The organism is Deltaproteobacteria bacterium, assembly GCA_016208165.1.
Taxonomy (GTDB): Bacteria; Desulfobacterota; Desulfarculia; order JACQYL01; family JACQYL01; genus JACQYL01.
Genome location: JACQYL010000028.1, coordinates 1 through 24,214 on the forward strand (window position 1 = coordinate 1; position 24,214 = coordinate 24,214).

The window sequence follows — 24,214 nt, forward strand, 5'->3', positions numbered from 1 at the left end:
CGAATTTCCCGATTTCCTGGAACCCGGGGTCTATCGGGTTCGGCCGTCGGTCGAGTCGCCATCCTCCGCAATGATCGTCGCCAATCCGAGCAATTTAGCTCGACTGATTGATTTATACGGCGGGCACATTTACGACGTACGCGATCCGGCCACGGGCAAAGTGACGCAGGAGGGGCGGATCGACCACATGCCGGACCTGGAAATGCTCCGCGGAGACATCGTATCCATCAGCGTCAACAACCCGACTCATTATGAAACGATGAAGGCCGTCCACGAAGCCTACGGGGTGCTTCTGGATCCTCACGGCGCCGTGGGCTGGAGATCCCTTGAAACTTTTCTGCAGGGCAAACATGACGCCTTGTCCGTGGTCTACGAGACGGCCGATCCGGGAAAGTTTCCGGAAGATGTGGAAAAGGCTCTTGGAATCACGCCTCCGGTCCCTCCCAATATCGCCCTGCAGGCCGATCTCGAAGAGCGAATCTTCCATGTGGGTGAGCCCCCGGATCGGAAGAACGGCGCCATGGTATTGAGCGACGCCCAATACCATGAGACTTGCACCTTGATACGGTCCGTCTACGGTGGAAACTAGGCCATTTGAAAAGGACGTTTTTCTTTCCGCGAGGTGAGTCGATGAGTACAAAGAGGGACGCGCATTCCGACGCTTCCATAGACATCAAACAGGAGTTGGCGGACCTGTTCGAAAAAGAGGATGTGGTCGCCTATTTTGACGTGACTTCTTCCCCCGGCATCACGCCTCCGCTGACCGGCATCTGCAAGGTCGCAAAACCGCTGGCCGGAAGTCCGGGCCAGCAGTACGTTTCGTTGCTTTTCATACTGGATACACCGGACGCCGACACCCTCCGCATCGCCAGGGAGTGTGTGAAACAGATAGACGAAAGAAGATTGATCCAATACGTTCCCGAAATAACGTCGGCCGTTCCGATGCCGGAGTCCATGATCGGTGACGCTTATGTGAGGCACATCGACGTGCTTCTGGCAGGTTCGCCCGGCGACCAGATCCAGCGGATTGTCGGCGAGATCTATGAAGCCCTTCGCGACATCCCTTCCCTCGAACTCGGCGAGCTGGTCTGGTGGGAAGGCGAGCCTTCCGATTCCATGAATGAAGGCCGTGACGCCCCTCGAAACACGGCGGAAAACGTCTCCCTCATGGACAGGATAAAGAAACGACTGGGTATAACCCTCAAGTAGAAGGCCCATCCGTTCAAACCCGCCGCCGCACCTGCCGGCGGCCATGGCCTTCGGCATTCATTTCACGATGGAAAAAAACGAACTTTCGACCGCTTCACCTGCTTGCGCGCCTTTGACGAATAACTCCCTCGACATGGAAACCCGTGAATTCGGCTTCAGGCCCAATTCATTGGATGCGGATCCCCATTAGAGGCATGCGCCCGCGCACCGGTTGCCGCCGTGAGCGGCTCTCACGACCGCCGTGCGTATTCGGGAAAAATGACTAAAGTTATCACGGCGTTCGGACGATGGGAAGGTGGCCCCATTCGGACTAGGCCATGATCCGGATTCTTAATTTTGGAGGATATCAATGGAGATCATCTCAACGGGCAAATCAGGCGGCGCCACGGTCGTCTCGGTGAAAGGCAGAATGGATGCTGCAAGTGCGCCGGATTTCGAGAAAAATATGCAAGAAATGATCGACGGCGGTCAACGCGCTTTTGCGGTGGATCTTTCGGAACTGGACTATATCAGCAGTGCGGGGCTGCGCGCGATCCTGAGCATCGCGAAAAGGCTGAAAACCCTGAACGGAAATTTCCTCATCGCTTCTTTGAGAGGCCCTGTGAAAGAGGTATTCGAAATATCCGGTTTCAGCTCCATCATTCCGATTTACGACAGTGTCGATGCCGCATTGAGTTGAAGCAGCCTGTGAGAATCGACGAGGCGGTGAAGGGATCGGACGCCGCCAAACAGATCCCTATACTTGGAGCCGGTCCGGACCTCGCTGTACATGATCAGCTTCGACCCGCTTCAGCAAGGCGCTGAAGTAAGGTCGGGTTAGGAGGCGCGGCCGCCGCAACCCGGCAAGCAAGGCAGTGGTTATTTTGAGTAAAGGCGCATAGCAACTTCGCGCCTCCGGAACAATGGGTATTCTCATATAAACCGACCAGCGGTATTGTCATGCCCCGAAAAGAGGCTCCCGCCAACCTCGATCAATTGAGTGAACTGATTCGGTTCATATCCGAATTTGCAGAAAGCAATGGATTCTCCGGTGACAGACTCTCGAAGATTCACCTCGTTGCCGAAGAAGCCCTGGTGAACATTTTCAAATACGCTTACCCGGAAGCGGAAGGGAACGTCCAGGTTTCGGTGGACACGGACGATCGCGGCCGATGCGTTATCGAGTTTTCGGACACGGGCGTCCCTTTCGATCCCTCGTCCGCGAACGAGCCCGATTTGACCTCGGAAGTGGCGGAGCGCGATATCGGAAAACTGGGCATCTTCTTTATACGCAGGATGTCGGATGAGGTGCACTATTGGCGGGACGGCAATCGAAACATCCTGACGTTGATCCTGGAAAAACCATAAAGAGACTTCATGAGCCGAATCCCCCGCATACTGGTTTTCCTGGCCGCAGCCTTACTAGCCGCCGCCGTCCACGCGGATGAGAAACAACTCGTAAAGGCTTCGTTCATTCCTCAGTGGATTCCTCAAGCACAGTTTGCCGGCTACTATACCGCTTATGAAAAAGGCTTCTACGCCAAGCGGGGAATCGATTTGACCATCCTTCCCGGCGGCCCGGAGTGTCCCCCGGATCGCCTTCTCCTGAGCGGCGAAGCCGATTTCTGTACCTTGTGGCTTTCCAGAGCCGTTCAATTGAGGGCCCAGGGGCGCAAGATCGTCAATATCGCCCAAATGTTGCAGCGTTCCGCCTTGATGCTCGTAGCGAAGAAATCGAGCGGCATCGAGACCCCCCATGACATGAACGGCAAAAAGGTGGGCCTGTGGGGTCCGATTTTCCAGATTCAGGCCCGTGCGTTTTTCGAGCAATACGGCGTTACGGTTCAGGTCATTCCCCAATCCTTTTCAGTCAATCTCTTTCTGCGCGGAGGCGTAGATCTGGCCTCGGCCATGTGGTACAACGAGTACCACACCATTCTGAATTCCGGCATCAATCCGGAAGAGCTTTCCACCTTTTTCTTCCAGGACTACGGGCTGAATTTCCCTGAAGACGGCATTTACGCGCTGGAGGAAACCTACAACCAACATCCGGAATTCAGTTGCGCTTTCGTCGAAGCGTCTATCGAGGGATGGCGCTACGCCTTCGCTCATCCCGAGGAGACGCTGGACATGGTGATCCGAAACTTGAAGCAGGCGCACTTTCCGGCCAGCCGGGTTCACCAGCGTTGGATGCTTTCGCGTATGAAAGAGCTCATTTTGTGGAACGAGTCATCCAATGCGGTGGGCGCTCTTGCCCGAAAGGACTTCGATCGGGTGGCTTCCACCATGAAAGACGAAGGGATGATCGACCAAATACCCGAATTTCAGGACTTTTACCGGAAATGTCATGCGGATCGTTAAGAACAGAGGCATCGCGTTCAAACTGATCGCCCTGATCTTTGCGGGCAGTATGCTTGTGTTCGGCCTCATCCTTGGCATGGACTACATGGTCTCCCGGCAAATCGTTCTTGAAAAAGTGAAAAGCAACGCCCGTTATCTGACCGAAGCCACGCTGAACCGTATTCAGATCGTCCTGGCCTCCATTGAAAGCGTCACTCGAAATCAAACTCCGTACTTGGAGCAGGGACCGGTAACACAGGAAGAACTGGCTATTATGGTCCGTTCCCTGGTGGAGAAGAATCCGGAAGTGTATGGGTGCGCCATCTCTTTCGAGCCCAATACGTTCGAAGGCAAATCGTCGTATTTCGCCATATACGGCTACAGGTCCGAAGGAGACATCCGGACCGGTACCCTGGACGCAATCAGCTACCAGTACGAGAACAAGGACTGGTATCAGATTCCCAAAGAACTGAATCGGCCCGAGTGGAGCGAGCCCTATTTCGACGAGGGCGGCGGCGACATACTCATGGCCACCTACTCGGCGCCTTTCTACAGAACCGTAGGGAACGAACAACGGTTCATGGGCGTCGTTTCGGCCGACTTATCCCTTTCGTGGCTTCAGCAGCTCGTTTCTTCCATCCGCATTCAGCGGACGGGATATGGCTTTCTGATCTCCAAGAACGGCACGCTCATCACCCATCCCAACTCCGATCTGGTTATGAACGACACCATATTTGCCGTTGCCGAAGCCAGGAATGCCCCGCATATCCGGGAAATCGGCAGAGCCATGATCCGGGGTGAGACGGGATTCGCCCCCTGGACCAGTATCGTTACTGAGAAACAAGGCTGGCTTGGTTTTGCACCCCTCGAGTCGGGCGGATGGTCGTTGGGTGTGTTTTTCCCGGAAGACGAACTCATGGAGGACGTCTCCCGATTGACCAGGAATGCTATATTTATGGGTCTGGCCGGATTCCTGGTCCTGCTCGGAGTGATTTTTCTCGTAGCCAATTCCATAACCAAACCCCTTCGTGAATTAGGCCACAGCCGCCCGGGAGCGTATCGAAAGCGAGTTGCAGATCGCCAGAGATATCCAGATGAGCATCTTGCCCAAACTGTTCCCGCCCTTCCCGGATGAGCCGGAATTCGACATCTATTCCACCATCGAGCCGGCCAAGGAAGTGGGCGGGGATTTGTACGATTTCTATCACCTGGATGAACATCATCTCTGCTTCGTCATCGGAGATGTATCGGGAAAAGGCATACCCGCTTCTCTGTTTATGGCCGTGGCAAAAACCTTGATCAAGGCGACGGCCTCGAACGGTCTCGATCCGGCGGAAATACTGTCCAAAGTAAACGACGAATTGGCAAGGGACAATGACGTTTGTATGTTCGTAACCGTGTTCTTGGGGATTCTGGATCTTCGAACCGGAGACCTGGAATACGCCAATGGAGGGCACAATCCGCCCCTGATCGTTCCCGGCCGCGGAGACATCGAGTTTGTGAAACGTTGCGGGGGCGCTCTGGTGGGCGCCATGGAAGGCATCGTTTTCGAGTCCTCCCGAATAGTCATGGCTCCGGGCGACATGCTGTTCCTGTATACGGACGGCGTCACGGAGGCCATGAACGAACACATGGAACTCTTTTCGGAAGAGCGGCTGAAACGCAACCTGACCTCCCTGAGGGACCGGCCCATCAAGGAAATTGTTGCCGGCGTCCTGCACGAGGTCCATCACTTCTCCCAGTGGGTGGAGCAGTCCGACGACATCACCATGATGGCGGTGAAATATTGGGGACGTCCGTGAAATATGGGCATTCGCCCGGCGAAACTCCCCCGAGCCCAGCGAAGGAAACATTTTGAGCGTAATGTGCAAAAGGCCTCAGATCGGGGTCTCTTTTCCCCGCTTTGACGGGAAAAACAAGGTCACCGGGCTGGAGAAGTATGCGGCTGATTATTACGACGGAGACTTCGTGTGGGCCGGAGTCAAGCGCTCCGAACCGGCCCACGCGCGACTGCTGGAACTAGATGCCGAAGATGCTCGAAGATTGCCCGGCGTGTTGGCCGTGCTGACCTATCGGGACATAACGGGAACCAACAGACAAGGCATTGTCCGGAAAGACCAGCCGGTGCTGGTCAACGACAAGGTGCGTCGTTACGGAGATGCATTGGCGCTGATCCTCGCGGAGGACAGGTCCGTTCTGAAGCAGGCGCAATCTCTGATCGAGGTGCGCCAGGAGCCGTTGTCCCCCGTGTTCTCCGTGGAAGAAGCACTGGCGGATGGAGCGCCTGTGATTCACGAGGACAACCCCCACGGCAACATACTATCGGACCTATCGGTTCAAAGGGGTATGGGCGCCGCCGCAATGGAGTCCTGTTCGGTGCGGGTCGAGCACAGCTTCGAACTTCCCCGCCAGGAGCACGCCTATCTCGAAACGGAGTGCGGCTGGGCCCATGTATCGGAAAGCGGCCAACTCGTTATCGTGGCATCGACCCAGTCGCCTTTCCGAGATCGAACCGAGGTAGCGTCCGCCCTCGGATTGGACCCTAGCCGCATACGGGTCATCGCTCCATATCTCGGAGGCGCTTTCGGAGGAAAAGACGGGGCTACGGTCCAGATCCTGCTGGCTCTGGCGGCTCTGAACTCGGGGGGCCGGCCGGTCAAAATGTGGTGGGACCGGGAAGAGAGCTTCCTGGCCAGTGTCAAGCGACTGTCCGGGCGTGCATCCTACCGTCTCGGGGCGGATGCGGAAGGCGCGTTTCACGCCCTCGAATGCACCATCGACCTCGACAACGGTCCTTACGAGCATCTAGGAGGCGAAGTTCTGGCCCTCGCCGTGGAGCACGCGAGCGGACCGTATCGCATTCCCCACACGCATGTTCGGGGAAGATGCATATATACCAACAATCCCGCCGGTGGGCCTTTCAGGGGGTTCGGTGCGCCCCAGGTAAGCGCGGCCATGGAGCAGATGGTGGATCTGCTGGCCGCTAAATTACACATGAACCCCCTCGAACTTCGATCCCGAAACGCCGTGCGCCAGGGAGACAGAAACTGTGTGGGCGTGACCTTGACCCAATCCACCGGCGCGATGGATTGCCTGGAACGACTTTCCCGACATCCCCTCTGGATGGAAAGAGCAGAGTGGAAAAAAGGAGCCGGGTCCTGGAAGCGTCGTGGAGTAGGGATCGCCTGTCTGGCGCACGGCTCCGGATATGGTCCCATCGTCCCGGATTATGCCAATGCGAGCATCGAGTTGACCTCGAAGGGCGCCTTCCGCATTACGTGCGGCGTGTCGGACATGGGCCAGGGGAATGCCTCCACCTATCTGCAGATCGGCGGTTACATCCTGAACCAGGACTGCGACGGCCTCGAGCTGATCCTGCCTGACACGGAGCGAACCCTGCCGTCCTGTTCCTCCGCAGCCAGCCGCACGACCTATACGTATGCCAATGCTCTGATCGGTGCGGCAACCGCCCTTAAACAAAGAATCTACGAGAAGGCGTCGGATCTGCTCATGGCCGGTTCCACGGCTGATTTCGAACTTCTGCCGGGCTTTGTCCGGCACCTTCCAACGGGCAGGGACGTGCCCCTTTCGGCCCTGGCAAAGAACATGGCCCCTGCGGAACGCGTGTCCGTGCACCACTGGCGCGCCCCCGTTTGCAAAGAGCCTGTCAATGCCAAATCCAACACCACTCTGCTCGGGTTGCCTCACATCCTGTTTTCCTACGCAGCGCACCTGGCCTATGTGGAAGTGGACGAGCTTACGGGCCGGATGGAAGTCGTCCGTTATCTGGCGGTAACGGACAGCGGGCGCGTGATCAATCCTCAAGTCTACGAACAGCAGATACAGGGCGGAATCGTGCAGGGGATCGGGTACGGTTTGTACGAAGACTACAAAGTGGAAAACGGCCGCTCCGGCACTCCCGATCTGTCCACGTACCTGGCGCCCACGGCTCTCGATGCCCCGGACATGGAATCGATCCCCGTGGAACTGCACGAACCCACCGGACCTTTCGGGCTCAAAGGAGTGGGCGAGATTGCGATCAGCGGCCCTCTGCCGGCCGCGGCCAACGCGCTGGCGGACGCCTGCGGCGTTCGAATCAGCCGCGCGCCGTTCACCCCGGAACGCGTCTTGGCGGCCTTGAACCAAAAAGAGGATGACCCATTCTAATGGAGATTTTGTTCACTCTGAACGGAAAACGCATAACCGTGGAAACGCCGCCGGATCGGCGAGTGGTCGATTTGCTGCGTGAGGACCTGGGCCTGACCGGCGCCAAGGAATGCTGCGGCTCCGGGGAATGCGGCGCCTGCGCCATTCTGGTGGACGGTTCGAGCCGGCTGTCCTGTTTGATGGCGGCCGTCCAGTTGGAAGACCGGCGCGTGGTCACCATAGAAGGGCTGTCGGGAGAAGGAGCGCTTCATCCGATACAGGAAGCGTTTATACAAGCCGGAGCCATTCAGTGCGGCTATTGCACGCCCGGTATGGTCATGGCCACCGCCGATCTGTTGAGACGCAATCCCAAGCCGAGTCGAACGGAAATTCGGGAAGCATTGAGCGGGAATCTCTGCCGATGCACGGGATATCAGAAAATCGTGGACGCCGTGGAACTCGCCGCCGCGCGTTTGCAGGAACACGGGAAATGAGCACGGAACTGCTATCTCCAAGAAATCCGGACGAACTGTGGCGAGCGATGGAGAGCCATCCGGACGCCGTTCCTTTCGCCGGAGGCACGGACGTCTTCGTCCGGCTGAGGAAGGGATTGATGGCTCCCCGGGCCCTCCTATGCCTGGATCGCATCGAAGAACTCAAAGGGATTGAAGATCACGGTTCGCACCTCTTTATCGGCGCGGGAACGACCCATTCTACGGCATTGGCCCATCCATTGGTCATTCAATTCCTGCCTGTGCTGGCCCACGCGCTTCGCGTGCTCGGATCGCCTCCCATACGAAACATGGGAACCATCGGTGGAAACATCGTCACGGCTTCCCCTGCCGGTGACACCCTTCCCCCCTTGTATGCCCTTGGAGCCGAGGTGGAACTGAGGTCCAGGGAAGGATCGAGGCGCTGTCCGATACACGAATTCATTATTGGACCCGGGAAAACCATTCTTGCGAAGAACGAGATCCTCTCGGGCGTGCGGGTAAGAAAAGCCGATCGCTACAACGTGCATCATTTCGAAAAAGTCGGGCTGCGAAATGCGCTGGCCATAGCTCTGGTCAGCATGGCCGCTCTTTTGCGTATTTCGGATTCGGGCGAGATTCAGGAGGTCTCCCTGGCGTGGGGCAGCGTGGGCCCCACGGTTGTCAGGTCCCCGGAAGCCGAGCAAATCCTGTTGGGCAAGACATTGGACCTGCGGACATTGGAAAACGCCGGAGCCATAGTCCGGAAAGCCGTGGCTCCCATCGACGACGTCCGGGCAGGCTCGGACTACAGGCGTCAGGTGGCCGGCAATCTCCTTCTTCGTCTTACCGAATACTCCGGGGAGCAACCCTGTCGTCCCGAGTCTCCTGAATGAAAGACACCACGAACACGCGCGTCGTTGAAAACATAGCCACGCCTCCCTCCGGGGTTCTTTGGAACAGGCGTTTCATTTCACTGGCGGCAGCCATCTTTCTGGCCTTCGTAAACGTGGCCGTTTTTTTCCAGTTCTATCAATACCTAAGCTCACTGGCCATAGACCCCAAATGGTTCGGCATGATCATCGGGCTGTTCTCAGCCATGTCGCTGATCCTTCGGCCCGTGATCAGTCCTTTGCTTCACGCCCGAAACGCTCTTCGCTGGATCCTGATCTGCAACGCGGGAGTCATGGTCTGCCTGGCAGCATACGGCCAAGCGGGAAGCCTCTGGAGCATGTTTCTGGTCCGAGCACTGCACGGCATAACTCACGTCGGCCTGGCAACCGCCCTGATGACCGTCATCATATCCCTTATTCCCCTGGAAAGGAGCGGCCAGTCGTTCGGATTACTTTCCATCGTCACTTTGCTACCGTACGCGGCGATTCCTCCCCTGCTTCCGGTTTTGACGAGTTGGCTCGGAGGATACCGAAATGTGCTCGTGTTTTTTGCCGTGGTCATGATTCTGGTTTTTCCCCTGGTTCTCATGGGCGTGCCCGATCAACGGCAATCCGCCGATCCGGCGGAAATGCAAAGGCTCTCCTTCCGCGAAGTCCTGGAAAGCCTGAAGGACGCAAAGATACTCGTCTTGTTCTCGGTCATGCTGTTTTTTTTCAGCAGCTATGCTCTGGTATTTTACTTCCTGGCGGAATTCGGTCGGACCATCCAAACGGCGGTGGCGGGACTCTTTTTCACCCTGTCGTCGATGAGCGAAATCGGAGTTCGCCTGGTGGCGGGGTCTCTGTTCGACAAAGGAGACAAGATCCGCCTGGCCGTTTGGTCCCTTATCGGGATTGCCGTGGGCTACGGGTTGCTTGGGTACGTTCACGGGTCTCTTTCCTTGCTCGCTCTGGGTGTTTTCCTGGGATTGGGCTGGGGAGTGGCCATGCCCATCCTCAACGCACTGGTATTCGACATCTCCGAGCCCCGGTTGAGGACTTTTAACGTGAATCTCGGAATGCAGATGTACCAAGGAGGGTTCTTTCTCGGCCCCTTCGTGGGCGGTCTGATCGTGCTTCACTGGGGTTTTCGGGCCCTGTTTAGCGTATGCGCGGGGTTCACCCTGATTTCAGTGGTTTTGTTGGCGTATCTCAAGTCGTGTCGGGAAAACGAATAGGAGAAGACACATGACGGAATCGGAAAAACAGGCAAACGACATCGAACCCGGACAGTCCTGGAAAGTCGACCTGTTCCAGCCGGAAGACGCCCCCGGAGTCACCCGGCTGTTCCGGCTGGTTTACGGTGAAGGCTATCCCATCCGCACCTTCATCGATCCTGAAAGGCTGATCGAGGAGAACGCGGCCGGCCGCACCGTTTCCAGCGTCGCCAGAACGCCTAAAGGAGACATCGTGGGGCACAACGCCATCTTCAACAGCGCTCCCTTCGAAAAAACGTATGAAGGCGGAGCCGGACTGGTGCATCCCGCCTACCGTGGGGGCGCGGGCATCTTCACTCAAATGGGGTTCCACGGACAGAACGTGGCGGCCGTGAAATTCGGTGTGGAAACGATTTTCGGAGAGCCCGTGTGTAATCACGTCTTCTCCCAGAAGATGTGCGCCGGCCTCGGCTGGGTGACACGAGCCATGGAAGTCGACCTGATGCCCGCGGCCGCATACGCCAAAGAGGCAAGCGCCTCCGGAAGGGTTACCACCCTATTGGATTTCAGGACCCTCGTACCCAAGCCTCATACCGTGCATGTGCCCACGTCCTACGAGGAGGAACTGAGGTTCGCTTACGAGGGTTTCGACGACCATCGGAATTTTGTCTTATCGGGAGAGGCCTTACCCGAGGACCTTGCGACCCGGATCCATGCGCAGATCTTCGACTTCGCCCAGGTCGCCCGCCTGGCCGTGACTCAGGCGGGGCCGGACTTCGAAGAGGCTCTCGATCGTCAGGAAACGGCTGCAAAAGAAAAGAACGTCATAGTCATTCAGGTGTGGCTGAATTTGGGTTGGCCTTGGGTGGGTGAAGCGGTGGATCGGCTTCGGGCGCGCGGGTATTTTCTTGGGGGAGTTCTGCCCCGCTGGTTCGACGACGATGGGTTTCTCATGCAAAAGATCTTCACCCCGCCCTCCTGGGACGGCATCCGGCTGCACTTCGATCGCGCCAAGAAGCTGCTCGAGCTGGTGCATGGGGACTGGCTGCGAACGCAGGGTGGCGGGGGACGTCCGTGAAGCGTGAACGTGTGTATTGTCTATCCCTCGGACTCAATATTTCACGGGTGTCCGAAAATAGATTCGTAGGTTGGGTTGAGCAACGCGAAACCCAACAATTTCGGTCACATAGACCACAACATCACGCTCGGCGCTAGTCGCCTTGCCCTGTCATCGGATGTGCCCGGGCTATATACATATCGCGCTATTGGAAATGTTGGGTAACGCTCGCTTCGCTCGCTAACCCAATTCAACAACTGGGCCGAGCTGGGGCTCGGCGCTCCCAGGGATGTGGTTACGCTCGCTTCGCTCGCTAACAAAACCTACAACCCCTGCGGTTCTTGATTCATGTTGGGTTACGCTCCCGTTGCGCCCTAACCCAATCCACGTTCCCGACGCGTCAACGCACCCTGTTGCTCGCGATTCATGGTTGACCCGGACAACTGGTTGTGCGGGTCCGAAGGAGAGGAGGCGGCTGTAGTCTTTAAGTCCATAGGGCTGTGTGAGATACTACACGCTGGGTGGAGCCTCCTGTTGTTTCGCAACACCGGGGTCTCGAACAAATTGAAACAGGTGCGTAGGGAACAAGGCAGGGCAATATCAAGGCTTTGAGGGTCTTTTTTTACTGTTCCATATTCAACACAGGTCCTTAGCTCGCGTTTCGTTTACCCAGCGCCACGGCAGAATAGATTTTCAACGAGACGGGACATCCCCCGAAACCCCTCACTCGAGGATCTTTTCCAGCGCGCGCACAAACGCCTCCATGGCCGGCCGTTCCGAGATCGTCACCCGGATGAAATTGGGAAAGCGGAACCCGGTCATGGAGCGGACCATGACCCCGAACTTCATCAGGCGCCGGTACGCGAGGGTATCGCTCATGGGAAGCCGGATCATAATATAGTTGCCTTCCCCGAGGACAAATGGAAGTTGAAGGCGCGTAAGCTCGTCCGTGAGAAGTGCTTTTCCCCGTTTCACCATGTCCCTGGTCCGGAGGATATGTCGCTCGTCGTCCAGAGCGGCCAGGGCCGCTTCCTGGGCCAGGCTGTTTACGGAATAGACCACGCAGGTTTTTCGAATGACGTCCACCACATCCAGGTTCCCGGCCAGATACCCGATGCGCAGTCCGGCCAAAGCGTACATTTTCGAGAAGGTTCTGAATACCACCAGGTTCGGGTATTCCCGGAGAAGCTCGATGCCGTTGGGATAATTCTCCTGCTCGACGAATTCGAAATACGCCTCGTCCACCACAACGATCCGGTGGCCGGCAATGCGGTCCAGAAAGCGTCTGAGTTTGCCTTCGCTCCAGTAGGTTCCCGTGGGGTTGTTCGGGTTGCACAGGAACAGAATCTTGGTCCGGTCATCGATGCGGGCCAGCATGCCCTCATCGTCGAAGCCGTGATCCTTCATGGCTACCAGCTTGGCTTGAAATCCAGAGAATTCGGCCACCCATTCGTAGACGGCAAAGGTTTTCTCCGCCGTAATGATGTTGTCGCCCTCTTTACAGAAGGCTTTGATCACAAAGGCAATGACCTCGTTGGCGCCGTTTCCCACGAGAATTTGATCGGGATCCAGACCGTGTAGGCCGGCAAGCTTGCGCCTCAGATGAAAAGAGTCGCCGCTGGGGTACACGGAGGCTCGGGGTGGAGGAAAACGTCGGAGCACCTCCTGGGCGCCCGGAGGCGGACCCAACGGGTTTTCGTTGTTATTCAGGCGTATGATGGGACCGCAGCCGTAGAGCTTCTGAAGCTCATCGTCCGGCTTGCTGGGGATATATGATTCAAACTTCCGGATGTGCGCCGGAACGAGACTGTCCAGGTCAACGTTCATCATGGCAGCCGCTCTACCATCGAGCGCTGAAACACCACCACATCCGCCACACCCGCGTGGGGAAGCACTAGCCGGGGGACAAAGCCGTTGTCCAGGAGCGAAGGAGTAAATTCCGCTTGCCACGCCTTACCCAGATCCAGCTCGAAAGACAGCGTGCACAGCGACTCCCTTTTCAGAAGCTGCACGTGCCGGGATACATTTTCAGCCGCATCCGTTCCGGCCCAAATCGGGCGCAGAGTGACCGTATGTTGAGGGCGATCGAATTCCGCCGCCAACACGGAATGCGCCGGATGCCGTTCTCCCTGGTTTTGCACCAACAGGATGTCCCGAGCCAGAAAAAGACGCCGGTATTGCTCCTCCAAAAAACGCTTCAGTCCGGGGTGCGCCCACACACGGCGCCCCGGATCTTCCTTGAGCTGCCGGTACAGGATTTCCCGCGACAGGGACGTCTTATTCGGAAGGCAGTACGTCATCGAGCCCAGCGTTTCAAAGTAGCCGGCCGGCAGTTGAGCTGTGAAGTAGCGGGACAAGAGCCCGACTGCCTCGGATCGGGCGATGCTACCGATGCATCCGTCCAGGAGATGTTCCGCCATCGGAGCTCCCGGTTCCTGATGGAACACATAGGGACCGAAGCTTTCCACCATATCGGATCCCATATATCGCCAGAAGATGCCGCCCCCAATGACGGCGTTCGGCGAGACGGCGATCAGAACGCGGTACTCGCCTCCGGCGACCATATCCGCCATCTTCCCGGGAAACCGAACGTAGGAAGGCGCTTGGGCCGAATCATAGGTTCGCCGAATCAGGGCGGCGAAGATTTTGATTTCCTCCGGCTCCGGCGCGCGAATGAAGAAAGACCCGAAGGGACTCGGTTCCGACGCCAGGATTTCTTCACCTTCCGGATACGATTTCTCCTTGATCAGGATCAATCGCACTCCCGCCGGGTACTCATCCTCCATCTGGAGCCGGTCCACGGATCTCCCCGCGATCAGCAGTCCCAAGTCTTTGAGATCGGAGTCGCTGTCCGGAGAGAATCGCGCCGCCAGGTTAAATGCCTCCATGTTCAGCGGCTGGACCGGGAGCACCATATCCACGCGCACGTAGTACCCATAGTCCGAACACTCGATGTGCATCGTGTCTTCCGGCCGGCCGTTGTGACAGAGGTAAGCGAATATCTCTTCCGCGGCCAGTACCAACTTGAGGGATCCTTCCGAATCCAGCCCGTAGGTCTGCGCAGCGTTTTCGACCATCGACGTGACTGTGGACAAAAAATCAAGTTCGGCGGGTGCTGTGAGCCGCAATTGCCGCAGTGGTTTTGTCATGAAAGCACCTCTATGATTGATGATCGCCCCGGCAGTGGGATGTTCTTGGACGATTCAACCGGGGGCATGAAACGGCTCGGACTCCCGGCCTTTATAGACGGTTGCGCGGCAACCCGTCGTGAGGGTTCCACCCGAGCGCCTGCACTCGTGCTGGGAGGGTCCCGGGCTCCGACCTTTCTGTAGGTTTATAGCATCCGGATCCAACCTGCGTAAAGTACGCTTTCCGGTCACAAATACAGGAGACTCGGAATCGGACTTTATTGACAATAGCCGCCTAACCAAGTAACTAGGGTGGCCTGGACTGAGGAATACAAAGCCGATTCCGTCCGGTTTTGGTTTCCTTTTTCCCTTGATGCCGATTTGGTAGCCCGAATCTTTCGAACCCTTCGGGAAATGCGATATCGTTCCATCCGTAAACCGTCGCGGGAATCAGGCGGTGCTCCCTACCAAACCGGAGATTACAATACGAATCCCGGCCTCAGGCAGGCGGAGCCTTCATGTTCCTTGCCCCGCAGGAACGGCCGAACCGGTTTTCCTCAAGACTGCCTTAGAGCCGGACAGGAGAATCAAAGAAAGGTCTACTATGAGCGAATTTATGGATAGCGGGAATAAAAACCCACTGAAGATTCAAGACAACACATTCCGTGACGGACACCAGTCGTTGCTGGCCACCCGGATGAGGACGGAGGACATGCTCCCCATCGCCGAAAAAATGGACGGCATGGGATTCTGGGCCATGGAAGTATGGGGGGGCGCCACGTTCGATACCATGCACCGTTTTCTGGCCGAAGACCCCTTCGAGCGGGTAAGAACCCTCAAAAAGTACATCAAGAAAACTCCGTTTTCCATGCTGCTTCGAGGCCAGAACCTCGTGGGGTATCGCAATTACGCCGACGACGTGGCCAGGCTTTTTGTGGACAAGGCCGCCGAAGTGGGAATCGATATATTTCGCGTGTTCGATGCACTGAACGATTTTCGCAACTTTGAAACCTGCGTCGAGCGGATCAAGGCGAATAACAAGCACTTCGAAGCCACCATCTGTTACTCGCTGACGGAACGCGGCATGGGCGGAGAGGTGTACAATCTGGGATACTACCTGTCCAAAGCCAGGGAACTCGAGGACATGGGAGCGGACACGCTGTGTATCAAGGACATGGCCGGGATCATGGCGCCCCTGGACATCCGTAGGTTGGTCACGGCCCTCAAGAAAGAGATCAAGGTCCCGATTCACCTCCACACCCATTACACCAGCGGCATGGCTTCCATGGCCTATCTCGAGGCCATCCAGGCAGGGGTGGATATTGTGGACACTTGTCTGGCGCCTTTCGCCCTGCGGACCTCCCAGCCGGCGGTGGAACCCATTGTGGCCACGCTGTATGGGACGGACCGGGACACGGGTATCGACCTCAACACGCTGCTCGAGATGGATGAATATATGGAGTCCGTGGCGCCCAAGTATCGCGATTATCTGGCCAAACACAGAATGTCCGTTATCGACACGGGGGTTTTGGTGCACCAGGTGCCCGGCGGCATGATCTCGAACCTGGTCAACCAGCTCAAGGAGGCCAAGGCGTTGCACCGGCTCCAGGAGGTGTATGAAGAAGTTCCCAAAACTCGTAGAGAGCTTGGCACACCGCCTCTCGTCACCCCCACATCCCAGATCGTCGGTGTGCAGGCGGTTCTCAACGTGCTGTTCGGCAAGTACAAGATGGTCACGAACCAGGTCAAGGACCTGGTGTACGGTCTATACGGGAAGACGCCCACGCCCATCGATCCCGAGATCCAGAAGATCGTTCTGAAAGGATACAAGCGCGGGACGACCCCGGTTACGGGCCGAGCCGCCGACTATCTCGAGCCGGAACTGGATGGCGTACGGGAGCAGGTCAGGGACCTGGCGAAAGACGACTACGACGTGCTGATCGCCGCACTGTATCCGGCAACGGGGAAGCAATATCTCAAATGGAAATACGGGGTGGAAGAAAAGCCGCCCGAGGTGCTCCCCAAAACCCTGGAAGACATCCGGAAAGAGGACGAAGCCATGGCCAACGCGATAGCTCAAGTCTGCGCGGCTTCAGGACTGAAGTAGCCCAGAATCTTCCTAAGACCTTCCATCGCCTCGAATCATCCCAAAAGGGAGACCTTGCAGCCACACGGTCTCCCTTTTTTGTGTAATCCCCTCTATTCCGTTCCGGCTCCTGATCATCTCCTCCGGTAATTCCTTGGTGCAAAAGCCTACATTTTGGTTGGAAAGCAGTAGGGCGCCTACGGTTTAGTAGGGCGTTTTGATGCGACGTCGTTCCCCTGTCCGTGACTTCCAATCCTGTGTTTCATTTCGATATCAATATGTTAGCCGGACCAGCGACCCGACTGCATTTTTGGCATATCTCTTGATTTAGAAGGCATCCAAACAGGAAAGGAGAAAAGCCATGTTCAAGGTCGAAGCGGCGACGGTAAAATATTTGTCTTCAAAGTGGAGTCGGCGCTTAGGGTGCGCACAGGGGAACAAGGCAAAGATGCCTTATAACGCGACGTCGCCGGACGCGTAACTTTCCCCGAGGCGTTACTACGGCGCCGGCTTTTTTTACCTCCAACGGAGCATCAAGAAATTTTTGGAAGAACCAACAGGAGAAAAAAGATGGATACACAGTTACTTTTGAGAACAATGAAACGCTTCATCATGGTGGGGGCTGTATTGGCGTTACCCGTATTAGCGTTTGCCGAAGAGGCGGCTCCTACCGTATTGAGTAACAAGGAAGCCATCGACGCTGTACAGACCCACGCGGATTACGTCTGGACTCTGGTTGCGGCGGCGCTCGTTTTCTTCATGCAAGCCGGTTTCGCAATGGTGGAAACAGGGTACACTCGCGCCAAGAACGCCGTGAACATCATGATGAAGAATCTCATGGACTTTGCCATCGGATCACTGGCCTACTGGGCTATTGGATTCGGCATCATGTTCGGGGTAAGCAGCACCGGCTGGTTCGGGACTTCCGGTTTCTTTCTGAGTGACTATGCGCCCGGCGGGGACCCCTGGATACTGGCATTCTGGATGTTTCAAGTCGTCTTTGCCGCCACCGCAGCGACCATCGTTTCCGGCGCCATGGCCGAGCGAACCAAATTCATCGCTTATCTGGTTTACAGCGCGATCGTGAGCATCATCATCTATCCCGTCTTCGGAAGCTGGGCCTGGGGCAGCCTGTTCAAGGGCAACGGATGGCTGGAGCAACTGGGATTCATCGACTTCGCCGGATCCACCGTGGTCCATTCCGTCGGTGGGTGGGTCGCACTGGCGGGGGCCATTACCCTTGGACCCCGGATTGGAAAATTCACTCAGGATGGACGTGTCAAACCCATACCCGGTCACAATCTTCCTCTGGCCGCATTGGGGACATTCATCCTGTGGATGGGCTGGTTCGGATTCAACCCCGGTTCTACGACCGCGGCCATAAAAGACATTTCGTGGATTTTTGTGAATACCAACCTGGCAGGAGCCGCAGGATGCCTAACCGCCATGATCACCGCCTGGTGCCGGTTCGGAAAACCGGATGTGGGCATGAGCCTGAACGGGGCCCTGGCCGGACTCGTGGCCATAACGGCTCCGTGCAACAACGTGACGCCTTTGAGTTCCGTGATCATAGGCGCGATAGCAGGTGTAATCGTGGTGCTTTCGGTGCTCTTCTTCGACAAAATCAAGGTTGACGATCCCGTTGGAGCCGTTTCCGTGCACGGTGTATGCGGCGCATGGGGAACGTTGGCTGCGGGTCTATTCAACATCGACGGCTTTTCCTTGAAAATCATTGGAGTGCAGTTGATCGGAATCGGCGGCGCGTTCGTTTGGGCCTTTGGTATGGGGCTGATTGTGTTCAAATTGATCGACCTGATCGTCGGCCTTCGCGTATCGCCCGAGGAAGAAACCGACGGTCTGGACTTCCACGAACACGGCGCGAGCGCGTATCCCGATTTTCAGACCTCCGTGAGCCGACTCTAACACCGGACCCGACATCCGGTTTCCGGGTCGTAAAGCGTTATAATCCTCTCAACCCCGTACCTCCGCGCTTCGTCCGAAATCTCCGACGGAGCGCGGAGATCTTTTTGAAATCGGTTCCCGGGGGCTCTTATCGACAGCCCCCGTAGTCATGGTCAAATTTGTTCGGCCCGGCGCGGCGGCGCGAAGGAGGCCCGGCAAGCCGGATCATATCCCGAAACCATACTCCCGATCCCGGGTCATCCTGCAGGCCGCCGGCGATCTTTCAATATCCAAATCTCATCAGCATTGACTGACGGTGAAAGAAGATGTCGTGAATCGTCCAGGCGGGAAAACCGGATGGTACGTTGAGCGACTATACGGTCGTCGCCGTCTTCCAAGTTCTGATAATGGACAGGAAGTTCTCATAGATTCGTTGATTCTGACGAAAGAAAGCCTCTTTGACGCGCTCGTATTCACTCAGGACCTGTTCACGCTCCGGCCGCTCCGAGAACCACTCCGCCAGAATTTCGCGGTTGATTTCAGGATGAAATTGAACGCCGTAAGTATTGCCCAATCGAAAAGCCTGGTTTCGGCAGTCCATGGAAGTCCCAAGGAGTTCGCCCCGAGCAGGCAGTTCGAAGGTGTCATAGTGATATTGGAGGACCAGCAGCTTATCGGCAATCCCCGAGAACAGAGGGTCTTTGGACCCCATCTCCGTTAGGGTCACGGCTCGCCATCCGATCTCCTCTTTGGCGGCAGGATGCACTCGGCAGCCACAGGCCCTGGCAATCAGTTGAGCGCCCAGGCATATGCCCAGCACGGGAATTCCCCGATCGATCATGCCGGCCAGGAAGCTCGTCTCCCGAGGCAGAAAAGGGAACTCGGCATCCTCCCAGGCGTGCATCGAACCTCCCAGGGAGACCACCGCGTGCCAGGGCGAGCTCTCACTCGGTAAAGCCTCACCCTCATAGAGTTTGATTATGGACACGTCAACTCCTGCGGATTGAAGGTACGCGCCGAGGGCGCCGGGTCCATCTAAATCCGTGTGCTGCAGTATGCCCACTCTCACGACAACCTCACACCATCCGTTATCTGTTTATCACCCGCAGAAAAAGTCAGGACCCCTTGATCACCCGGGGTCCGAGCGTGTGCACGAATCGTTTGCCGGTACGCGCCCAGCCGACAAAGAACGCGGACTCGTCGAAAGGACGAGCCCGCGGTTGGATAATCGGACGAAGGCTTGGGCAATCGTTTGTCGTTTGTTCTAAGAAAGCAAGATCAAAGCGATCTTAAGCTTTCGGAATAGCGCCGTCGCTCAGGGGCAAGAGTCGCTTCTCGCCGGGGTTAAAATGCGAATCCGACGGATATGCCGCCGTACACGAATTGATCGCTTTCACCGTTTTTGCTGAAGAATTGCATCTGATTCTTGGCATCGTCCGTGATTGGGAACACGTAGGAAATCGTCGGCGCAACCGTAAAATATTTTGCAAACGAAATCGGCAGGCTGGCCGAAAGAACCCCATCGTGGAAATTGCTGAACTCATCTCCGGTCGGTTCCCCGTTGTCGTTGACTTCCGGATAATCATCCGCGTCGTCGCTCAACAAATAACTTGCGGACGCCGAAAGGTCCAGAGACATGAAATCGGTAAATGCGAAGGAATGGGATATCCCAAACAGGAAATACCAACTCGGATACCGCGCGAATTCCTTATATACCGTGAGCGTGGGGGAAAGGATGGTGTCCACACCTAAACTGGCGAAAACCTCCTGCGAATCGTCCACGCTGTCCAGAGCATAGTAGATATAACCGCCCTCGACATTCAGGATACCAAAGCTGGTTCCATACGCGATCGTAAAATCGCTCTCGTTCCACTTAGCATTGGCGCCTTCATCGTCGGCGGTATACGGATTGGTGTCTATGTTCGCCCAGAAGTTGGCGTAAAATCCATAATATCCGACGCTCATGGTGGGTTGCACCACAATGCTGTCTCTGCTCAGCTCGATCCCTCGCCAGATATAGGCGGTCAAAACCGAAACCGAGGCATCAGCCCACGGGGTTTGCTCTTCCGCATAGCTCGGCATCACCAGTGCAAAGCACAGCAAGAAGCACGCAATTATATAAAGTACACCCAGCTTTCCTTTTCTCATCTCTCTTCTCCTTCAGTCTCTATTTCTGATTTACGGTCAAAACATACGACACTTGCCCGCAAACGGCGCTCTCCAAAGTCGTTCCGCACCTCCTCCCCTTCGTCTCCACATTGAGAAACTTGAATGGTTGGAAAAGCATACGATTACCCATTTACGCACGAAAACAAACCATAGGCAAACCTCATACCAAAACGATCTCAAGAACTCAACGAGCCTGAATCACCGAGAATCCGCGCATGAGCGCCCGACCGTTACAGGGTATTGTCGCAAGGTTTCCGGGTGACCCTACCGTACGGTAGATTTCGGACTGTAAAAGCTACTTCGATGTACGAAACCGCTGGATGTCAATCCCGTACTTGCTGACCCTCAACCCCATCAATCTCTCGGATATCCCCAATTCCCTGGCGGCCCTGGCCTTGTTCCCCCCCGAAGACTTGAGGGAGTCGATAATCAGCTCGCGCTCGACGGTCTGCACGGCCGCATCGAGAGTACCCCGGTGAGGCGTGCCGCTGGCTTCCGCCGTCTGCAGTGTCGGGGGAAGCTGATGCCCCCGAATGACATCGTCGGTGCTCAGCAATACGGCGCGCTCGATGCAATTCTCCAACTCCCGGACATTTCCCGGCCAGTGGTAGCTCATGAGCATGTCAATGGCCGGGGTGGAGATCCTTCGGATATTCTTCTTATTGGCCTTGGCGTATCTTTCCACAAAATGGTCGGCGAGTAACAGGATATCCGATTTTCGCTCCCTTAGAGGCGGCATACGGATGGGAAACACATTGAGCCTGTAATATAAATCTTCTCGAAACTTCCCCTGTCGAATCAACTCTTCGAGGTCCCGGTGGGTGGCTGCGATGACTCGGACATCCGCTTTGACGGTCTTGGTCCCACCCAGCCGCTCGAATTCCTTTTCCTGGAGCGCCCGTAGAAGGCGGACCTGGGTCGCCATTGAAAAATCACCAATCTCGTCCAGGAAAATACTCCCCTCATTGGCCATTTCGAAACGTCCGATACGGCGAGCCAATGCGCCGGTAAACGCTCCTCTTTCATGTCCGAAAAGTTCGCTCTCGAGCAGCGTCTCAGGGAGAGCCGCGCAGTTCACTTTTACAAAAGGTTTGCCTCCGCGAGGGCTGTTATAATGAATGGCATTGGCCACCAGTTCCTTTCCGGTTCCGCTCTCACCCAGAATCAGTACGGTCGTGTCGCTTCCGGAAACTTGGGCCATCAATTCGAAGACTTCGTGCATCGCTTTCGAGTTGCCTATAATATTGTCCGGCCGGTAGCGCCCCTTCAGCTCCTTTCTCAGCCGGATATTTTCTTGTTGCAGCCGCCGTTTCTCGATCTGCATTTCCTGCCGCAAACGAACCGCTCGGGCAATCATGGAGGCGATGATCGATAGCAGCCGGACATCCTCCTCCAGTGAAACCTGCTCACGAAACAGCCGGTCCACGCTCAACGCGCCAATGACTTCGTTGCCCAGTTTGATGGGAACGCAGAGAAAAGCGATGTCTTTCTTGGGTAAGTGTTTGCGCACCCCCGTACGGTCGAGAAACAACGGTTCATCGGAAATACACGGCACAATCATGGGCTTGCCGGTCTGAACTACCTTTCCCGTTACACCTTCACCGCGTTGATATCTGCCCCGGTCCTGCTGTTCCGGCGAAAGCCCGTGGGCCGCTTCGATATAAATCTCTCCGGTCTCCCAATCCAAGAGCGTCAGGGTGCCTCTTTCCATACCCATGTGAATGGATATGGACTTCAACACCGAGTCCACCACCTCACGAAGGTCGGTGTTCGAGTCCAACATCTGACTTATTTCAAAAAGAAGCGAAAGCTCTTGTACTTCACGCCTGACTTCAGGCCGGTCCTGTCCGTTCACGAACGATTCCCTCGGAATTCGACTGTCCAGCGCTTGCACTACAACATCCACCGTAGCGTTATAGGAAAAAAAGATGCATGGCAGTTAAAACATTAGGGCACATTTTAAGCCAGGTCAAGCGTGATTTCCAAAAAGGTGATCCGAACGAGACCTATCGCAACCGGCGCATCACCAAGGAGAACGGCGCGTCGCCGCTTTCTGCGCACCTGTGGCCATTGGTCCGGGTCCTAGGCGATACCGGCTGTCCGCTTCTAAAGCCACAATGAACGGCGAGAACCTAGGAAACGATTTGGTGTTTATAAACGGAACTCAAACGGCTATCATACATTTCGAGGCTTCAGACATCCAAGAGCAAGTGAGCGTTTGACGGCATGGTCTCTAGCCTGGGCAGAACGCGGGCCATTGGGGCAAAGGGCTAAACCGTCGGATAGGTTTCCTTCTCCAAATTTCCGCGTTTTATCTATAGGACGGCAAACGGAATAGCCTTTAAGTACAGCTTGAATCAATTTCATGATTATTCCAGTCTGAGTTACGACTGGAGTCCTCAAGAAACACGAACGCTGAAAACCTTTCGCGTCGTTTGGGCGTTTCTAACAGGAGTTTCCACAGAGAAGCACCATGGACCGACCGGTTTATTTGAATAATGCAGGGGCGGCGTGGCCCTTGGCTCCAGGCGTATCGCAGGTCGTCAAGGGATTCCTCGACGCCATGCCTACTCCGGCGGACTCGAGCGGGGATCGGCATCCCGATGTCGCATCCGAATGCCGTCAAAGACTGGCCGCAATGCTGAAGGTTGCCGACCCGTCGCGTGTCGTCCTGACCCAGGACGCCACTTTTGCTTTGAACGTGGCTATCTTCGGTCTCGGATTGAACAATGATTCCCGCGTGGTTTGCACCGTCACGGAGCACAGTTCCGCGCTTCGTCCCCTGTATCGCCTGAAGAGGCGATATCCGGGGATCCGGATCGTCCCTGTCGGGCTCGGGCCGGAAGGAGCTCTTGACATGGCCCGAGCCGAAGCCGCCTTACGGGAAGGCCCGACCCTGCTAATTCTGAACCATGCCTCCAACGTAACCGGGCGCATCAACGAAGCGGAGAGGCTGTTTCGACTTGCAAGAGCATCGGGCGCCTTCACTCTGTTGGATGCGGCTCAGACCCTGGGACAGATCACTTGCCATGCCGAACACCTTCACGCCGACCTGGTGGCGTTCACCGCCCATAAATGCCTGCACGGTCCTCCCGGCGTAGGGGGACTCTATGTACGCCCCGGACTGGACCTCGAGCCGTTTTGTGTCGGTGGAACCGACATCCAATGCCACACCTTGACCCAACCTGAGATCATGCCGGCCCGGCTCGAAGCCGGCAGCCCCAGTGCGGCAGCATTCGCAGGGCTGGCGCAGGCGCTCCAATGGCAGGAACGTCATGGGGCGGAATTCGCCCGACGCGCCCGAACACTGGCGGATCTTCTAAGGAATGCGCTGGCGTCCGTTCCGGGCGTCGATGTCGTCGATGCGGACGGACATGGTCTCCGGACTCCGATTGTTTCAATTCGTCTCGATGGTTGGAAACCGGATCTGCTCTCTCAGAAGCTGTACAAAGACTTCGGGGTGATCTCGAAGGCGGGTTTGCATTGCGCTCCACTGATGCACGAGGCGCTGGGCACGGCGCCGGAGGGCACGGTCAGATTCAGTGTTTCCGGCTTCAACACCGAAAGCGAGATCGAAGCGGCCGTAAGGGCGGTAAAGAACATACCGCCCGCGTGACGCCACCTCCGAACGCCTTATAA

General features: G+C 56.4%; 22 protein-coding genes. 17 read left to right on the forward strand and 5 right to left on the reverse strand.

All coding sequences use genetic code 11. From position 1 onward, the window contains the following. The 12 genes from HY788_05910 to HY788_05965 form a co-directional block, all read left to right on the forward strand. Nucleotides 1–589: hypothetical protein (locus HY788_05910; GenBank protein MBI4773705.1), on the forward strand; the 589-nt coding region annotated here is incomplete at its 5' end. Between the two features lie 41 nt (nt 590–630). Next, nucleotides 631–1,209 (forward strand): hypothetical protein, encoded by a 579-nt coding sequence (locus tag HY788_05915; GenBank protein ID MBI4773706.1) that lies wholly within the window; start codon nt 631–633, stop codon nt 1,207–1,209. Nucleotides 1,210–1,558: 349 nt separating this feature from the next. Continuing rightward, entirely contained in the window at nt 1,559–1,888 is a 330-nt protein-coding gene (locus HY788_05920; protein MBI4773707.1) for an STAS domain-containing protein, read from the forward strand. 260 nt (nt 1,889–2,148) lie between these two features. Further along, a complete protein-coding gene (locus HY788_05925; GenBank protein MBI4773708.1) occupies nt 2,149–2,556 on the forward strand; it encodes an ATP-binding protein in 408 nt (135 codons plus the stop codon). Between the two features lie 9 nt (nt 2,557–2,565). Next, nucleotides 2,566–3,549, forward strand: a complete 984-nt coding sequence (locus HY788_05930; GenBank protein ID MBI4773709.1) for an ABC transporter substrate-binding protein — start codon at nt 2,566–2,568, stop codon at nt 3,547–3,549. Next, nucleotides 3,536–4,663: a hypothetical protein gene (locus tag HY788_05935; protein MBI4773710.1), complete on the forward strand. Its 1,128-nt coding sequence runs from the start codon at nt 3,536–3,538 to the stop codon at nt 4,661–4,663. The genes HY788_05930 and HY788_05935 overlap by 14 nt, the downstream gene beginning before the upstream one ends. Then, entirely contained in the window at nt 4,623–5,330 is a 708-nt protein-coding gene (locus HY788_05940) for a serine/threonine-protein phosphatase (protein MBI4773711.1), read from the forward strand. The genes HY788_05935 and HY788_05940 overlap by 41 nt, the downstream gene beginning before the upstream one ends. 61 nt (nt 5,331–5,391) lie before the next feature. After that, nucleotides 5,392–7,695 carry a xanthine dehydrogenase family protein gene (locus HY788_05945; GenBank protein MBI4773712.1) on the forward strand — a complete coding sequence of 768 codons (2,304 nt, stop codon included), beginning with the start codon at nt 5,392–5,394 and terminating at the stop codon, nt 7,693–7,695. Beyond that, nucleotides 7,695–8,168: a (2Fe-2S)-binding protein gene (locus HY788_05950; GenBank protein ID MBI4773713.1), complete on the forward strand. Its 474-nt coding sequence runs from the start codon at nt 7,695–7,697 to the stop codon at nt 8,166–8,168. The genes HY788_05945 and HY788_05950 overlap by 1 nt, the downstream gene beginning before the upstream one ends. Then, nucleotides 8,165–9,040: a xanthine dehydrogenase family protein subunit M gene (locus HY788_05955; GenBank protein MBI4773714.1), complete on the forward strand. Its 876-nt coding sequence runs from the start codon at nt 8,165–8,167 to the stop codon at nt 9,038–9,040. The genes HY788_05950 and HY788_05955 overlap by 4 nt, the downstream gene beginning before the upstream one ends. Continuing rightward, the gene (locus HY788_05960) at nt 9,037–10,254 is read left to right on the forward strand and encodes an MFS transporter (GenBank protein ID MBI4773715.1); all 1,218 of its coding nucleotides are present in this window, start codon (nt 9,037–9,039) and stop codon (nt 10,252–10,254) included. The genes HY788_05955 and HY788_05960 overlap by 4 nt, the downstream gene beginning before the upstream one ends. 10 nt (nt 10,255–10,264) lie before the next feature. Then, nucleotides 10,265–11,311: a hypothetical protein gene (locus HY788_05965; GenBank protein ID MBI4773716.1), complete on the forward strand. Its 1,047-nt coding sequence runs from the start codon at nt 10,265–10,267 to the stop codon at nt 11,309–11,311. Between the two features lie 702 nt (nt 11,312–12,013). Here the strand turns inward: HY788_05965 and hisC are convergent. Both hisC and HY788_05975 read right to left on the reverse strand, forming a co-directional pair. Continuing rightward, entirely contained in the window at nt 12,014–13,120 is a 1,107-nt protein-coding gene (gene hisC / locus HY788_05970) for a histidinol-phosphate transaminase (GenBank protein MBI4773717.1), read from the reverse strand. Beyond that, the gene (locus tag HY788_05975; GenBank protein ID MBI4773718.1) at nt 13,117–14,439 is read right to left on the reverse strand and encodes a hypothetical protein; all 1,323 of its coding nucleotides are present in this window, start codon (nt 14,437–14,439) and stop codon (nt 13,117–13,119) included. Before HY788_05975 ends, hisC begins: the two co-directional genes overlap by 4 nt. A 583-nt stretch (nt 14,440–15,022) precedes the next feature. On the opposite strand from HY788_05975, the gene HY788_05980 reads away from it, so the two are divergent. From HY788_05980 to HY788_05990, 3 genes are all read left to right on the forward strand, one after another. Then, nucleotides 15,023–16,525 carry a pyruvate carboxylase subunit B gene (locus HY788_05980; GenBank protein ID MBI4773719.1) on the forward strand — a complete coding sequence of 501 codons (1,503 nt, stop codon included), beginning with the start codon at nt 15,023–15,025 and terminating at the stop codon, nt 16,523–16,525. A gap of 285 nt (nt 16,526–16,810) precedes the next feature. Further along, complete coding sequence (locus HY788_05985; GenBank protein ID MBI4773720.1) at nt 16,811–16,963, forward strand: hypothetical protein; 153 nt, start codon at nt 16,811–16,813, stop codon at nt 16,961–16,963. A gap of 138 nt (nt 16,964–17,101) precedes the next feature. After that, entirely contained in the window at nt 17,102–18,427 is a 1,326-nt protein-coding gene (locus HY788_05990) for an ammonium transporter (GenBank protein ID MBI4773721.1), read from the forward strand. Nucleotides 18,428–18,779: 352 nt separating this feature from the next. Here the strand turns inward: HY788_05990 and HY788_05995 are convergent, their stop codons facing one another. The 3 genes from HY788_05995 to nifA form a co-directional block, all read right to left on the reverse strand. Continuing rightward, entirely contained in the window at nt 18,780–19,475 is a 696-nt protein-coding gene (locus HY788_05995) for a type 1 glutamine amidotransferase (protein MBI4773722.1), read from the reverse strand. Nucleotides 19,476–19,750: 275 nt separating this feature from the next. Further along, nucleotides 19,751–20,554 (reverse strand): hypothetical protein, encoded by an 804-nt coding sequence (locus HY788_06000; protein ID MBI4773723.1) that lies wholly within the window; start codon nt 20,552–20,554, stop codon nt 19,751–19,753. A 316-nt stretch (nt 20,555–20,870) separates the two neighbouring features. Next, complete coding sequence (nifA, locus tag HY788_06005) at nt 20,871–22,514, reverse strand: nif-specific transcriptional activator NifA (protein MBI4773724.1); 1,644 nt, start codon at nt 22,512–22,514, stop codon at nt 20,871–20,873. Between nifA and HY788_06010 the strand changes: the two genes are divergently transcribed. Beyond that, nucleotides 22,508–22,696 carry a hypothetical protein gene (locus HY788_06010; protein MBI4773725.1) on the forward strand — a complete coding sequence of 63 codons (189 nt, stop codon included), beginning with the start codon at nt 22,508–22,510 and terminating at the stop codon, nt 22,694–22,696. The two genes, nifA and HY788_06010, sit on opposite strands and share 7 nt — an antisense overlap. Nucleotides 22,697–23,048: 352 nt before the next feature. Further along, nucleotides 23,049–24,191 (forward strand): aminotransferase class V-fold PLP-dependent enzyme, encoded by a 1,143-nt coding sequence (locus HY788_06015; GenBank protein MBI4773726.1) that lies wholly within the window; start codon nt 23,049–23,051, stop codon nt 24,189–24,191. Nucleotides 24,192–24,214: the final 23 nt, after the last annotated feature.

Bases quoted from the DNA above. Each gene is read 5' to 3' on its own strand.
- HY788_05915 (MBI4773706.1), top strand. From the start codon at position 631: ATGAGTACAAAGAGGGACGCGCATTCCGACGCTTCCATAGACATCAAA.
- HY788_05920 (MBI4773707.1), top strand. From the start codon at position 1,559: ATGGAGATCATCTCAACGGGCAAATCAGGCGGCGCCACGGTCGTCTCG.
- HY788_05925 (MBI4773708.1), top strand. From the start codon at position 2,149: ATGCCCCGAAAAGAGGCTCCCGCCAACCTCGATCAATTGAGTGAACTG.
- HY788_05930 (MBI4773709.1), top strand. From the start codon at position 2,566: ATGAGCCGAATCCCCCGCATACTGGTTTTCCTGGCCGCAGCCTTACTA.
- HY788_05935 (MBI4773710.1), top strand. From the start codon at position 3,536: ATGCGGATCGTTAAGAACAGAGGCATCGCGTTCAAACTGATCGCCCTG.
- HY788_05940 (MBI4773711.1), top strand. From the start codon at position 4,623: ATGAGCATCTTGCCCAAACTGTTCCCGCCCTTCCCGGATGAGCCGGAA.
- HY788_05945 (MBI4773712.1), top strand. From the start codon at position 5,392: ATGTGCAAAAGGCCTCAGATCGGGGTCTCTTTTCCCCGCTTTGACGGG.
- HY788_05950 (MBI4773713.1), top strand. From the start codon at position 7,695: ATGGAGATTTTGTTCACTCTGAACGGAAAACGCATAACCGTGGAAACG.
- HY788_05955 (MBI4773714.1), top strand. From the start codon at position 8,165: ATGAGCACGGAACTGCTATCTCCAAGAAATCCGGACGAACTGTGGCGA.
- HY788_05960 (MBI4773715.1), top strand. From the start codon at position 9,037: ATGAAAGACACCACGAACACGCGCGTCGTTGAAAACATAGCCACGCCT.
- HY788_05965 (MBI4773716.1), top strand. From the start codon at position 10,265: ATGACGGAATCGGAAAAACAGGCAAACGACATCGAACCCGGACAGTCC.
- hisC (MBI4773717.1), bottom strand. From the start codon at position 13,120: ATGATGAACGTTGACCTGGACAGTCTCGTTCCGGCGCACATCCGGAAG.
- HY788_05975 (MBI4773718.1), bottom strand. From the start codon at position 14,439: ATGACAAAACCACTGCGGCAATTGCGGCTCACAGCACCCGCCGAACTT.
- HY788_05980 (MBI4773719.1), top strand. From the start codon at position 15,023: ATGAGCGAATTTATGGATAGCGGGAATAAAAACCCACTGAAGATTCAA.
- HY788_05990 (MBI4773721.1), top strand. From the start codon at position 17,102: ATGAAACGCTTCATCATGGTGGGGGCTGTATTGGCGTTACCCGTATTA.
- HY788_06000 (MBI4773723.1), bottom strand. From the start codon at position 20,554: ATGAGAAAAGGAAAGCTGGGTGTACTTTATATAATTGCGTGCTTCTTG.
- HY788_06010 (MBI4773725.1), top strand. From the start codon at position 22,508: ATGGCAGTTAAAACATTAGGGCACATTTTAAGCCAGGTCAAGCGTGAT.
- HY788_06015 (MBI4773726.1), top strand. From the start codon at position 23,049: ATGGACCGACCGGTTTATTTGAATAATGCAGGGGCGGCGTGGCCCTTG.